Source organism: Lacipirellula limnantheis (assembly GCF_007746075.1).
GTDB classification, from domain to species: Bacteria; Planctomycetota; Planctomycetia; order Pirellulales; family Lacipirellulaceae; genus Lacipirellula; species Lacipirellula limnantheis.
Window position 1 is genome coordinate 467533 of sequence record NZ_CP036339.1, and the last position, 13087, is coordinate 480619.

General features: G+C 63.8%; 14 protein-coding genes. 1 reads left to right on the top strand and 13 read right to left on the bottom strand.

Features of this window, described 5'->3' with window-relative positions:
- Positions 1–124: 124 nt before the first annotated feature.
- The 6 genes from I41_RS01815 to I41_RS01840 form a co-directional block, all read right to left on the bottom strand.
- Positions 125–343 carry an FmdB family zinc ribbon protein gene (locus I41_RS01815; RefSeq protein WP_145430370.1) on the bottom strand — a complete coding sequence of 73 codons (219 nt, stop codon included), beginning with the start codon at positions 341–343 and terminating at the stop codon, positions 125–127.
- Positions 344–480: 137 nt separating this feature from the next.
- On the bottom strand, positions 481–1272 hold the full coding sequence (locus I41_RS01820; protein WP_145430371.1) for a hypothetical protein: 792 nt from the start codon (positions 1270–1272) through the stop codon (positions 481–483).
- 9 nt (positions 1273–1281) lie between these two features.
- On the bottom strand, positions 1282–2322 hold the full coding sequence (gene floA, locus I41_RS01825; protein ID WP_145430372.1) for a flotillin-like protein FloA: 1041 nt from the start codon (positions 2320–2322) through the stop codon (positions 1282–1284).
- A gap of 313 nt (positions 2323–2635) precedes the next feature.
- On the bottom strand, positions 2636–3217 hold the full coding sequence (locus I41_RS01830; protein WP_145430373.1) for an NfeD family protein: 582 nt from the start codon (positions 3215–3217) through the stop codon (positions 2636–2638).
- A 171-nt stretch (positions 3218–3388) separates the two neighbouring features.
- Positions 3389–5740: an NfeD family protein gene (locus I41_RS01835; protein ID WP_145430374.1), complete on the bottom strand. Its 2352-nt coding sequence runs from the start codon at positions 5738–5740 to the stop codon at positions 3389–3391.
- A gap of 317 nt (positions 5741–6057) precedes the next feature.
- Positions 6058–6495, bottom strand: a complete 438-nt coding sequence (locus I41_RS01840; protein WP_145430375.1) for an RrF2 family transcriptional regulator — start codon at positions 6493–6495, stop codon at positions 6058–6060.
- A 436-nt stretch (positions 6496–6931) separates the two neighbouring features.
- On the opposite strand from I41_RS01840, the gene I41_RS01845 reads away from it, so the two are divergent.
- Positions 6932–7261 (top strand): hypothetical protein, encoded by a 330-nt coding sequence (locus I41_RS01845; protein WP_145430376.1) that lies wholly within the window; start codon positions 6932–6934, stop codon positions 7259–7261.
- A 103-nt stretch (positions 7262–7364) separates the two neighbouring features.
- Here the strand turns inward: I41_RS01845 and I41_RS01850 are convergent, their stop codons facing one another.
- The 7 genes from I41_RS01850 to I41_RS01880 all read right to left on the bottom strand — a co-directional run bounded on the left by I41_RS01850 (position 7365) and on the right by I41_RS01880 (position 13079).
- The gene (locus tag I41_RS01850) at positions 7365–7616 is read right to left on the bottom strand and encodes a small basic protein (RefSeq protein ID WP_145430377.1); all 252 of its coding nucleotides are present in this window, start codon (positions 7614–7616) and stop codon (positions 7365–7367) included.
- 188 nt (positions 7617–7804) lie between these two features.
- On the bottom strand, positions 7805–8680 hold the full coding sequence (locus tag I41_RS01855) for a serine/threonine protein kinase (protein ID WP_145430378.1): 876 nt from the start codon (positions 8678–8680) through the stop codon (positions 7805–7807).
- 166 nt (positions 8681–8846) lie between these two features.
- Positions 8847–9701, bottom strand: coding sequence for an acetyl-CoA carboxylase, carboxyltransferase subunit beta (accD, locus tag I41_RS01860; RefSeq protein WP_246133780.1), 855 nt, complete (start codon positions 9699–9701; stop codon positions 8847–8849).
- 175 nt (positions 9702–9876) lie between these two features.
- Complete coding sequence (locus I41_RS01865) at positions 9877–10455, bottom strand: histidine phosphatase family protein (protein WP_168206611.1); 579 nt, start codon at positions 10453–10455, stop codon at positions 9877–9879.
- 103 nt (positions 10456–10558) lie between these two features.
- Positions 10559–11257: a ribulose-phosphate 3-epimerase gene (rpe, locus tag I41_RS01870; protein ID WP_145430381.1), complete on the bottom strand. Its 699-nt coding sequence runs from the start codon at positions 11255–11257 to the stop codon at positions 10559–10561.
- A 307-nt stretch (positions 11258–11564) separates the two neighbouring features.
- The gene (gene scpB, locus I41_RS01875; RefSeq protein ID WP_145430382.1) at positions 11565–12305 is read right to left on the bottom strand and encodes an SMC-Scp complex subunit ScpB; all 741 of its coding nucleotides are present in this window, start codon (positions 12303–12305) and stop codon (positions 11565–11567) included.
- A gap of 90 nt (positions 12306–12395) precedes the next feature.
- Complete coding sequence (locus tag I41_RS01880; RefSeq protein ID WP_145430383.1) at positions 12396–13079, bottom strand: hypothetical protein; 684 nt, start codon at positions 13077–13079, stop codon at positions 12396–12398.
- Between the last annotated feature and the right edge of the window lie 8 nt (positions 13080–13087).

Sequence of the window (13087 nt, forward strand, 5' to 3'; positions counted from 1 at the left end):
GGCGGGGTAAGCCACCTTCAGCCCCCGGCTTCGCCGGGGGGTAGATCACAACGCGGGACAACGCCTATTGGTGTGGCAACCGACCCCCTGGCGGAGCCAGGGGCTGAATTGGTCGGGGAGCGTGCTAGTGGGGATGGCAACCGCAACTCGTGCCGCAACTGCCGCCGGAGGGGCCCGACATGGGTCGCGAGCCGGCTTCGCCCGCGAGGTGGGCGGCCGGGACGCTGAGGAGCTTCGACAGGTGAACGCCTCCGCAAGATTGGCACGCCGGGGTTTCGTCGCCCCGAACGAGGAGTTCCTGTTCTTGCTGGCAATCGCGGCAGACGAATTCGTAGAGGGGCATGGGGGGCGCCTGATGGGGATGATGGTTAGCAACTCAGATTATTCTGGCCCGTCGCTCTGCTCAGGATCAACTCCGCGAAGAATCTAGAAGCTCGTGCGATTCGCCAGATCCTTCGCTCCGCTCAGGTTGACGCGCTGTTACCAGCGTTCTTCGGGACGGCGGAGGATTTCGTTGGCGATGACCATTTGCCGCATGCCGCCGGGTCGGGCGAGGAGCTCGCGAAACGCGCGGGCGGCGCTGCTGCCGGGGCTGACGTCTTGCGGCGAGATGGTCGAGGCGGAACTGGGCGCGAGGGTGCCGACGCGGTGATCGAATTTTTGCTGCAGCTGGGCCTGCATCCGATCGTCGGCTTGCGCCACTTCTTCGCCGAGCCGCTGCGCGTGCTGGCCGATGGCGGCGACGCCGCGCATCTGCTCGGCGACGTAGGCGTCGACCGCGGCGCCGGTGGGGGCGCCGGTGCGGACGACCTCTAGAACCGGGTCCGTCTTGCGGTTGGTGACCGATTGGGGATCGTCGACGAGCCGGCGCGTCGGGGGCTCGGCAGATTGCTGGGGACGAGACTTTTGCGGCGGCGCGCTGGAGCGCTGGCGCGGCGGGCCGGGAGGTCGCTTGGCCTGTGGCGGCGTCGACGGTTGGCCCTGCGCCCGTTTGAGAAATTCCTCGACCTCGCGGCGGAGCGTTTCTTCAAGCGTCGCCGGCTTGCCGCGGACGGGTTCGGCGCGCTCGGGGACGCCGCCGGCGCGCTGCGGCCGGTCCAATTCAAGTTCCAGCGGGTCGCGCTGCGGGGGCCGCTGCTCCCGTTTCTTCTTCTCTTGCTGCAACGCGCCGACGAGGTGCGCAACGCCGTAGATCACCACGAAGATGATCGGCATCACCACGCGGAGGGTATCCGCGAGATCGGCGAGCGGCAGGTAATGGGCGTTCAGCATCAAGGCGGGCTAATTCGCAGTGGCGGTTCGCACCGTGCCGGTGCCGGCGATCGACTCACGCATATCGGTATCGGCTTGGACGTTCTTCAGTTTGTAGTAATCGAGGATGCCGAGCTTGCCGCTGCGGAAGGCGTCGGCCATGGCCTTGGGGATTTCGGCCTCGGCCTCGACGAGCTTCGCTCGGTTCTCTTCGATGCCGGCGAGATACTCCTGCTCCTGCGAGACGGCCATCGCCCGGCGGCCTTCGGCCTGGGCGCGGGCGACGCGGGTATCGGCTTCGGCCTGATCGGCTTGCAGCCGGGCGCCGATGTTGTCGCCGACGTCGATGTCGGCGATGTCGATCGAGACGATCTCAAACGCCGTCTGCGAGTCGAGCTTACGCGCGAGCACGGCGCGCGAGATGCGGTCGGGATTGGCCAGAACCTCGGCATGCGTTTCCGCGGAGCCGATGGCGCTGACGATCCCTTCGCCGACGCGAGCGACGATCGTTTCCTCAGTGGCGCCGCCGATGAGCTGGTCGAGATTAGCGCGAACGGTGACGCGGGCCTTCACCTTGAGCTGGATGCCGTTCTTGGCGACGGCGTCGAGGGTCATCCGTTTGCCGGTTTGGGGGGGGCAGTCGATGACGCGGGGATAAACGCTGGTTTGGACCGCCTCGAGAATGTTGCGGCCGGCGAGGTCGATCGCGGTGGCGCGGCGAAAGGAGAGGTCGATGATCTTCGCCTTGCGGGCGGCGATCATCGAGCGAATCACCAGCGGCACATTGCCGCCTGCCATGTAGTGGGCCTCGAGAGCCTTGGTGGAGATCTCTTCCTCTTCGTCGAGACCGGCTTGCACCGCCATGATCTTGGTGCGAGTGATGACGGTGGGGTTCACTTTGCGGAACCACATGCGGATCAGGTCGAGCATGCCGATGCCGGCGCCGGTCATCACCGACTGGACCCAAAGCCTCGCAAACCGTGTGAACACGGCGAGGAAGACCAGCATGAAGACCAGCGCGACGAAGAACAGGACGAGCCACAAGGCGCTGGAATTGAAAAACTCTGGCATCGGCAGTCACTCCGCCGCAACGGGAAGGGAGTCGGGGCTTGCAGAAGTTTTGTAAGTATAGCGGAAACGCCAGCGCGCAGGGAGGAAGGTCGAAAGCAGCGGGTCGAGAAGATTAACCACCAAGTTACGAAGATCGCCAAGACGCATTAAGGAATGCAAGGAATCGGAAGAGCGAAAACCCAGACGACGAAGTCTGCCCCTCCCCAAGCATTTTCTTCGTTCTCTTCCTTGGTGCGTCTTCGTGCCCTTCGTGCCTTGGCGGTTAGTCGTCCTCGCCACTCCGGCGCCCGCCCGCGGTTACTAGCTTATCGCTTTAGGCGAGCGGATCTTCCAGGGAATCGAAGCCGAATTCTTCAATCGGGCGCGAGAGAACGTCGTCAGACTCGAAGGCGGCGGCCTGGGTCTCGGCGGCGCCGGCTGGTCGCACCATGACGCGGTTGGCCTTCACTTCGACCACGACCACCGGTTGGCCGGGATCGATGGCGATCCCCTGGCTGACGGCGTCGATCAACTTGCCGTCGATCAAAATGGCGCCGCTGGGAAGCATCAGCGACTGAGCAACGCCGACGCGGCCGACCAGCGAGCGGCGCGGATCGTCGGGCCGGGTTTCCTCTTCGCTGGGAAGTTCGCCGAGGATCGCTTTGCCCATGGGGGTCTTGGGCCAGAGCATAAACGCCACGCCGACGGCCAGCGGGACGGCCAGCAGGGCGATCGCCATGAAGCTCAGGCCGGTGGTGAGGTTCCGATTGAACGCCACGATCATGCTCGCCACGAGGGCGACGAAGGCGAAGAAGCTGAGCAGCCCGCCGGAGGGGATGAAGACTTCCAGGATCAAGAAGCCGCAACCAACCACCAGTAGCACAATGGCCCAGCCGATTGGATCAAGCAGATTCATAAGGTAGGCGGTTTTCTGACGACTGACGTTGCCCCTCTCCCGACGCAGGGCATTCTACCATGGCTAGCGTCAGTTGTCCGTGGTCCGTCGTCAGTTGCTGCTGTCGCCGGCGCCGGCGCCGGGCCTCGATCGAAAGCAACTGACAACTGACCACGGACAGTTTGATCAGGTTCACGTCACCGCGCGAACGAGCACGCGGTTGGCATGCGCCTCGACGACCACGACGTTCGCGCCGCGATCAAGCGGCACGCCCTCGGCGATGACGTCAATCAGCTGTCCGCCGACCAGCGCCCGCCCGCCGGGACGTAGATCGGTCATCGCTTCCCCGGTAACGCCGATCAGGTGGGAGTAGTCGGCTAGGGCCTCGCGATGCGAGAGGGTGATGCGTTCCTCGGGCGGCGGCGGTTCGAGGACGAGCCGATTGAAGATGGGGGCTTTGGGCAGAAATCGGCGCATCGCGATTGCCAAGCCAATCACGCCGATGCCCGCGCCGACGACGATCGACATCGAGCGGCGCATCTCGTCCATTTCGGCGCCGCTGCGAGGGAAGGTGAACGTCTGGCTCGCCAGCACCAGCGAGAAGATGACCATCAGGCCGCCGGTCAGGCCGAAGACGCCGACCCCGGGAACGACGAAGATCTCGATGAGCATCAGCACGATGCCGCCGACGAACATGACGATTTCGAGCGAGGTGGCGGTCCCCTCGAGCGATTTGCTCCAGAAGAAAAGCAGGAACGCGAGCGTCGCGACCACGCCGCCAACGCCGACGCCAGGGGTTTTTAATTCGATGTACATGCCGACCAAGCCCAGCATCAGCAGAAAGGTGGCGAGCGTTGGCGAGGCGAGGGCATGGACGAGCTTCATCGCCCAATTCGGTTCGACGAAGGCCACCTGATCGAGGCCGTAGAGACGCTCAAGTTGATCGAAGCTGTCGACCGTTTGGAACGCGATGCCCGACTCCAGCGCTTCCGTGCCGCGCAGCGCGAGGGGCTGATTGCCGGCGTGGAGCGCGGCGCCTTGCGTCCAGTTCGCGGCGTCGCGTAACTGGCCCGCTTCTTCGGGACTCATCCAGCGGACTTCGCCGGTTTCCTTCTGTCGGTACTCGAAGAGTTCAACCTTGGGATCGATCATGGCCGCCAACAGCGACCAGCTCCGATTGGTCTTGGCGGCAAGCGAGCTTTGCAGGCTGATTTCGGCGGAGGCGACCGCGGCGCGGAGCGCGACCGGGTCTTGCTCGTCGCGTTGGGGCTTAAACCCGCGACGGCGGCGCGGTTGCGGCGGGAGATTCCGGTTGTCGTCGCCGCCGACCTCCGCGAGGTGGGGGCCGATCCCGATGAACGCATCGGGAGCCATGACGAGTTGATCGCACGCGAGGGCGACGATCGCCGCGCCCCCTTTCGCCTCGACCGGTACGTAAGCGACCGTGCGTACGGCGTTCGGATCGAGTTCAGCCAACTGATTGGCGAGCGTGATGCACGCGTCGAGATCGCCGCCGACGCTGTCGACGCGGATGCCGATCCAGTTGGCGCCGCTGGCGATGTTGTCGTTGAGCAAGGTCGAGAGCTGGCTGACTTGGCCTGGCGTGATTTCTCCGCGGACAGTCAGCATGACGGGATCCCAGTCGGCCAGCAGCGACTGATTGACTTCCAGCGACTCGACCGGAGTGGACAACGCCTTGGCCACATCTGGCTTCTCGGCGCCTAAGTATTTCACAAAGCCGTACTGTCGCCCCTCGCGACCAGTAAAACGCGCCACCGAGCCAGCGGGCACGAGCACCCGCTCGGTGATGACCTCGTTGTCGGCGCGAAAGGCCTCAACTTCGTCGCGGAGTAAGAAGCGAACGCCATCCTCGCTCTCGATCTGCACGACCTCGACGGCGGGGTCGATCATCCCGACGGCCAGGGCCACGGGGATGGTTCGTTTGGCGTCGGCAATCTCGCGGTAGGCTTCGACGACAGTGCGGCTGACGGCCTGGTCGGCCGGTTCGTCGGCGCTCGCTTCGCCAAGTTCGGCGTCGGCGGCCATGACGATCTCTTCGCACGCAATGGCGGCCAGCACACCGTGCCCCCGGATGGTGCGCGGAATCCAGGCGACTGTCTTGACGTCGGACATCTCGCGGCTCTCGAGGAAGCGCGCGAGGGAGAGAACAGTTTCAAACTGGCTACCTGCCCCTTCGGCCCCGCCGGCGGGGACGAACTCGAGGACCAAGATGGGGCGTCGGCCGTCGCCGCGCTGGCGGGCTTCCGCAATCAGGCGATCACGCGCCCGCGTGATCGTTTGCTTCAGAGGCGCTTCGCCGCCGCTGCCCAGCGGGAGCCGGACTTCTACAAGCGTAGCGAGGCCGCTCTTGTCGGACCCCGTCTTCTCGTCAGCGGGCGGGGCCGCTGCGCTGGCGTCGCGCGCACCCGGATCGACTTCTTGGGCCGCCGCCGCGTCGATGACGCTGCAGGCAACAATTAGCTGTAGCAAGCAGACGCGCCACCAACAGCGTGGAGCAACGTTCCGTACGTTCGACTCGATCATGCGGTGCATCTAGCGTTAAGTCGACCGATGGCAACAGCTTAGTGCGACAGCGCGAATTATACGCCAGGCGGCGTGGAGCGGAAAGGAATTCCCAAAACCCCCGAAGTGCCGCCGGCGACGGATGCGTCGCAAGCTGGAGGGGATGGTGCAACTGCGTAAGAGGGCATTCGCCGGCCGCGGCCGGGAATTGCCGCGAATCAGTTGCAAGCGGCGCTGGGCGACGCTTGAACAAGAGAAGAGCGTCGGCAGCGGGGAGGCAGTTCGGCCAGATAGCCGAGCTGCGCTCCCCGCGCTTGGACGAAACGAGCGAACGGCGCTTAGCGCTTCTTGGCGACCGGCCGCTTGGCCGCGGGGCCACGGGCGGCAGCCTTGACGGTCTTGCCCTTGGGCAACATGTCGGCCAGCGACTCCGAAGCGAACTTCGAGCGGAGCTGGTCGACGGCCGTGTCCATCGCCTTTTGGAGCTGAGCGGCGGCGGGAACCTTCTTGCCCGGGGTCCGCTTGAGCGGTTCAACGGCGTCGATGACGTCGAGCAAGGTGATTTTGGCGGCCGGCTTGGCGAGCGTGACGCCGCCGCCGACTCCGCGACGGGAGTGGATTAGTCCGCCGCGGCGCATCGACTGGAGCACCTTGGCCAAGTACGCGCTGGGGACCTTGGCCTTCGCAGCAATATCCTTGGTGGTGGCGGCTCCCGACGAGTCGGCCGCCAGCTGCACCATGGCTCGCAGGGCGTATTCGACGGTTTGTGAAAACATGCTGATCTTCCTCATCTGGCGGACGGCGCGTTTGAAGCGCCTGGAGTGGTGATGGAACGCCCTTCGTTAGCGTTCCGCAATCTCGTTTTTAAGCAGATGGATGAATTAAAGAAAGGAGGTATATCGAATTTTGCAGATAACAGCGAGTTGCAGGTCCGATTCTTGCCAAAATGGAAGGAATAAAAGGATATTTCCCCCTCTGTAACGGGGCTTGACCTGTTTCCGCTTACGAAGATGAAAGGCACGTCGCCTGCGCAATCCCACCCTTTAGTTGGTTAGCCCCATGGTCGCCATCAATTCCACTCGTCGACAGCCGACAAATCACTCGACTTGCAACGTTGTCTCGTTCTCTTCGTTAATTGACCGCCCAAGTGACGCAAAAGGACGGCAATCTGCCGCATTTGGCGCTACTCGCCGCTTGAGTTCGAGAGTTGACTTGCAGCACAACCACCAGAATGAGATCGTCAACGTGAGAATCGGCCGTTGGCGGACGCTCTCCGCGACGCCTGAGCGGCGGATCGTGGAGGTGCGCGAGCTCGCGTGCGACCGCGTCGCGGTTCTGTTAATGCATGACGGCGCGCGCGATTTCCGCCAAAGTTATAAAATATGGCAACTCTATGACATAAATGGCCGAATCCTGGCGTCGCTCCAGACGTCGTCGGACGGCGGCTTCGCCATGTTTTCCGACTACGAGACGCGACAGGCCTCGCAACTGCTGCGCAATCGCCGCGGCGAGTTGGAGACGGTCGATACGTGGCCCATTTGACGGGGCACCGTCGTTCGCACGGAAGATGGCCGCCAATGCAAAGACCAAGCTCGAAGGCTTGGTCTTTGGCGTGCAGTAAATGATCGGCAGGTCGGAGGCGCGCTTACTTCTTGCCGCCTTTGGCGGGAGCAGCCTTGGCTCCCTTGGCGGGCGCGGCTTCGTCCTCTTCCTTTTTCGTCTTCTTTTTCTTCTTCAGCGACAGCTTCTTGACGCGCACCTTGGGCAGCCCGATGGGCGACATTCCTTCGGTCCAGCGCTCGTTCTCCTTGAGACGCTCCAGGCGTTCCGCACGGCTCAGGACGCTCCGCGTGCTCGTGGCGCCGCGACGGACTTTCAGGCTCTTGTCGATAGTCATGGGAAGCTCCCGCCCGACGGGCGGATTGGTCGTGAAAGATTGGGTATCTGCGGATCCAGCCCGCGACAGCGAGCAGCTGCGGGCGGGCGAGAATTTGGCATTTTAGCGGTCTGGGGGAAGGTCCGCAATGCGTGCCGCCAGCGTGAATGCCGGGGACTGGGGCGCCGCTTGCCGCCCGGAGGCCCGTCTCAGGCCGTTTCGGTCTTGGCAGAGCGGATGGCGTTGAGCAGCAGTTTCATCGACTGGAACCGCTTATCGGCTTCGGGCTCGAGGCACTTGTGGATCGCATCGCGAATCGCGGGATGGATCTTTGGACAGTGCTTTTCGATGGGGGTGGGAGCCGATTGGCCGTTGCCCATCGCGGCCAGGCCGTCGCCGCTGCCGCGTTGCCACGGAAGTTCGAACGAGAACATCTCGTACATCGACACGCCGAACGCGAAAATGTCGAGGCGATGATCGGTCGGCTTGCGGCGAACCACCTCGGGCGCCATGTAGTTCGGCGTGCCGGTGCGAATGCCCGGCTGCTGAAACTCCTTGCGGGCGGGGACGGTCAGGCCGAAGTCGATGAGCTTGAGCGAGGTGGCGTCCTTGGTGCAAACGAAGTTGCGTGGGCAAATGTCGCGGTGGATGAATCCGGCTTCGTGGACGGTCTGGAGGGCCTCGGCGGCCTGCGTCATCAGCGCCAGTCGGTTGCCGTCGAGGAGTTTGCTGCGGCCGATAATCAGCGAGTTTAGGCCGGGCCCGTCGAGGTACTCCATCACGACGAACTGCTCCCCTTTCGTCGTGAGGCCGTGCCCAAGCGTGCGGACAATGCGCGGATGATTGAACAGCGAGGCGATCTCGCCCTCCGTCGGCTTGTTTAAGCCGCGGAAGCGCATTTCGAGTTGCTCGGTCTTGTCTTTGTCGAGAATCTTCAGCCCGACGATCTGATCGGTCTGCCGGTCGCGGACCGCTTGGAAGCTGCTCATCGTGCCGGAGACGGCTTCGCGCAACACTTCGTAGCGACGACTGACGTCGACTTTGCCCCCCTCGATCAGCGATTTGAAGAAGCCGCCGATGCCCATTGGTTGCCGCGTTTGTTGAATGAGGTGTTGAGGCGTCCGCTAGATCAAGCCGTCCAGGCGGCGGCGGGAGCAGCCGCCGCTCGCCGCGAGTGGCGGGGCTAAATGGCCGCAATGCCCCCATTCCAATGTAGATGGGCACGTGGCGGCGAGCAAGAAAGGGCTACGCCTAGCGCTTACCGCAGTAATCGATCACGCGAGCCAGCTCGCTCTTCATTTCGTGCCGACGAACGATGCGGTCGATGTAGCCGTGCGCCAGGAGGAATTCGCTGGTTTGGAACCCTTCGGGGAGTTCGATGCGGATGGTCGCCTTGATCGTCCGCGGCCCGGCAAAGCCGATGAGGGCCTTGGGCTCGGCAAACGTGACGTCGCCGAGCGAGGCGAAGCTCGCGGCCACGCCCCCCATGGTGGGATTCGTCAGGACCGAAATGAAGAGGCCCCCCGCTTCGTCGTATCGCGCCAGCGCTGCAGAAACCTTCGCCATTTGCATGAGGGAGAAGATCCCTTCGTGCATGCGGGCGCCGCCGCCCGAGCCGCTGACGATGATCAGCGGCAGCGACTGTTCGGTCGCCCGTTCGATGAGGCGCGTGAGCCGTTCGCCGACGACCGAGCCCATGCTTCCCATGATGAAGGCGGAATCGGTCACGCCGAACGCGACGCGGCGTGCTCGAATCATACCCGTGCCGGTGACGACGGCGTCGCGCAGGCCGGTGCGAACTTGTTCCGACTTGATGCGCTCGGGATAGGACTTCTTATCGTTGAAGCCGAGCGGGTCGACCGACGTCAAATCGCGGTCCCACTCTTCAAAGGTCCCCTCGTCCAGAACCGACGCGATGCGGGCCTGGGCGCTGAGGTACATGTGGCTGTCGCACTTGGGACAGACGTTGAAATTTTGCTCGACCGCCTTGCGAAACAGCATCTCGCCGCACTGGCCGCAGCTCATCCAGAGGCCGCTGGGGACGCCGCGCTTCTCGCGCGGCGGTTTGCCCTGCCCGCCTGGAGCTTCAATTTCGCTGGACGACATGGCTTGGGTCGAATGGGAAACGATGGTCGACATGTGGCGGCTGCTGGGGTGAATTCGCCGTCTGGCAGTATATCAGCGTCGTCGACGGCCAACCATGCCGGTAGAGAGTCCGGCAATGGGGGCCCGGCGTCGTCAGCTGGGCCGAATGAAGAGCGCGCCCGCCGCGCTGGCGGGGCTAAATTGCGGACGCGAGTTCGATCGGCTCCCACAGCGGTTTGCCGACGCAGGCCGATTGGCACAGGGTCGGCGGCTGCCCGCCCGCCTGCAGCATGCACCGCAGGACGCTGGCGAGCGGCTGCGACAGGACCAACGCGATGGTTCCCGATTTATGCTTTTTCGTAAGCTTGGCGATCGCGGCCTTGAGACGGTCGGTCGCCTCGCGCACCGTTTCGCCCTCTGGAGGGCAAACGGTGTCAGGGCGTTCTTGCCACTGGCGAAACACTTTCGGCTGCTTCGACTTCACGTCGTCGAACAGCATTCCCTGCCAAAGCCCCTGGTCAAGATTGTGGAGCGTCTTGAGCGTCTTGGGCTTGAGCTTCAGCTTGTTCGCCAGGACCTCGGCGGTCTGCTGAGCGCCAAGACACGGCCCCGCATAGAGGGCGTCAATCGTCGCGCCGCGGGCGGCCAACTCTTCGGCCGTCGCTGTGGCTTGCTGGCGGCCTTCACCGCTCAGCGGAACGTCGAGCGTCCCCTGGATGCGACCCTGACAGTCGTATTCAGTCAGCCCGGAACGGACTAACAAGATCGTTAACATCGAACGAGCAACCTCTGGATCTCTCGACACCACGTGGAATGTAAATGACATGTCTTTCGTGCGTCGGCGATGTGCGCGCCGGCAAGGCTCGCCCCGTGGCGAGCTATTGGGTCCCCGTCGCGGCTAGCCGAGTTAGCTCGGCCAAACTTTCCGCATAGGGTTTTTGACTCTTAAAAATAGCGGAGCCGACGACGAGCATTTGCGCGCCGGCGGCGGTGCATTGGGCGACCGTCTGTGCGTTGACGCCGCCGTCGATTTCCAGCAGCAGCGAATCGCCGCGGAGCGACTTGAGCGCCCGTAGCTTGTCGAGGGCGACGCTTTCGAATTCCTGGGCGCCGAAGCCCGGCATGACGCTCATGCAAAGCACCATGTCGCAAAGCGGCAGCGCGTCGGCGATCGCTTCTATCGGGGTGGGGGGATTGATGGCCAGCGAGGCGCACGCCCCGCGGCTGCGGACATGCTCTAGGATTGGCCGAGGGTCGTCGGTCGCTTCCGCGTGAATCGTGACAATGTCGGCCCCCGCGTCGATGATCTCATCCACGAATGCCGCGGGCTTCGCAACCATCATGTGAACGTCGATCGGCAGATCGGTCACGCGCCGTACGGCGGCGACGATCGGCATGCCGTAGGTGATGTTCGGCACAAAGTTGCCGTCCATCACATCGAGATGGAGAGCGCGGGCGCCGGCGGCTTCGACGGCCCGCACCTCAGCGGCCAGGTTGCCGAAGTCGCACAATAGCAACGACGGCAGCACCACCGGCGGCGGGTTGCGGAGTTCATCAAGAATGCGGCGGCGCGGCATATCGGCGGTCGCTCCACGGCAAGACGCACCGCGGGAGCTAGTGACCCAGAAGTGGGGTTCAGGAGGGAATGGCCGCTGTGAGGTCGCGCGGCGCCGATCGAATCGGTAACGACTGAATCGTGTTCAGTCGCCTCGTAGGATCATGGGCCGCAGGGGCGGCCGGCGTTGTCGAAGTCGCCGCGCTGATTCTACTCACCCGGTAGGCAACTACTAGAGCGGTTTCCCGTGTCATTGCTGTAAGCCGTTTTGATTAAAGTACTTACCGCCGATTCGATTTCGCAGATTGAGCGCACGAAGCCTGCAAATTTCACGAATCGTCCAGATCTTCACTCCGGGGCAAGTCCGCCGGGGAGTTGACCCCGAACAGCTGATTGAACCTGGAAGTTGTGTGATAGCGGGCCACCCGAGGCGCCGTGTTGCCGCGCTCGACCCGCACCAGTTGACGCCGGACGAGCTGCGCCACGATGGCATGACTCTGCGAGCCGCGAAGCTTGTTCAGTTCTTCGCCGCTCACTCCCTGGCGGTAGGCGACGATGCTGAGAACTTCGATCGCCGCGGGCGTGAGCTTGGCCGCTCGTTGTTGGCCGCGGAACTGGTCGCGCAGAATGCCGAGATCGCTCCGCAACTGCATCCGGTAACCGGCCGAGTCGCCGACGATCTCATACGCCGTTTCGTCCTGCCGGTAGGCGGCGTTGAGCTCCGCAACGACGGACTCGACTTCCTCCGCGGAAACATTGCGGATGTGGGCTGCCATCTTCGCAGCAGCAAGCGGCTTCCCTTCGGCGTTGCCCACGAACAGCATCCCTTCGACGATCATTCGCGGGGTAACCGGGAGCGAATCATCCTCTTCCGGATCCTCCTCGGGTTCGAGCGCAATCTGCGGCTTCGCGATCGCGACTTTCGCCGACGAGTTGGCGGGAGTCCCCATCAACCGGGCAAACGCCGATGACAGACGCTCCAGAGAGAACCGCTGCGTCGCGCCTCCGGCCCCCGATGCTGGAGCGCGGAATGGGAGGATGTCGTCGTTGGCGTCGCGGGGGGGCTCCATGGCGGCCGAATGATATCGCCGTCAGAGCTACCGTCACAAGACGGCTATTTCGGGCGCCGCCTCTGCAAAAGAAGTGAACTGGAAACAGTTCTAAGAAGCAACCGCTGCTAGCAGCGGCGATTCCATCGGCCGTGGCGTGAGCAGCGCAGTGCGATGCTCCGCGACGAGTTGCCGAGCGCCCGGCAAGATCTCCAGCATCTTCGCCGACAGTTCCGGCAACCGCACGCGGCGCATGACCTGATTCAGGCGAAACAGCAGCGTCTCGTCCTCCATATAGTCATACAGGAAGCGTAGCTCGACGAACCGCGTGATCAGTCCGGCGACGCCGCTTGCATCGCAGCCGTTCATCTGGCCGATCGCGGCGGCGACGAACTCGGCGTCGACCGCGGCCAGCGCGGCATAGTAGGCGTCGACGCCGCGGCGATCTTCGGCAATCAGGGCCGCGTCGAGTAGCAACTCCACCAGGATGTGGCCGAGGAACCCCGGACGCATTCCGTCGCGATCGCCTGTGGCCCAGCGGACGCGGCGGGCAAGCTCCATCGAGAGATCGCCGAACGCGCCGGTTTCGTGGAACCAATCGTCGTCGGCATGGTGCCGCATCACGCCCCGCGCGAAGGCCGCTAGCTGAGCGTTATCGGCATCGACGAACGGCGCCGCCTGTCGCGAGCGGCAACGGAGCCGGGGCCGCGTCATGCAGAGCCAATCGGGCGTAGCGGCCCCTGCTACCTGGTAAGGGTCTTCGAGACACTCAATGGCATGAGCCAAGTAGTTCATTCCAACCA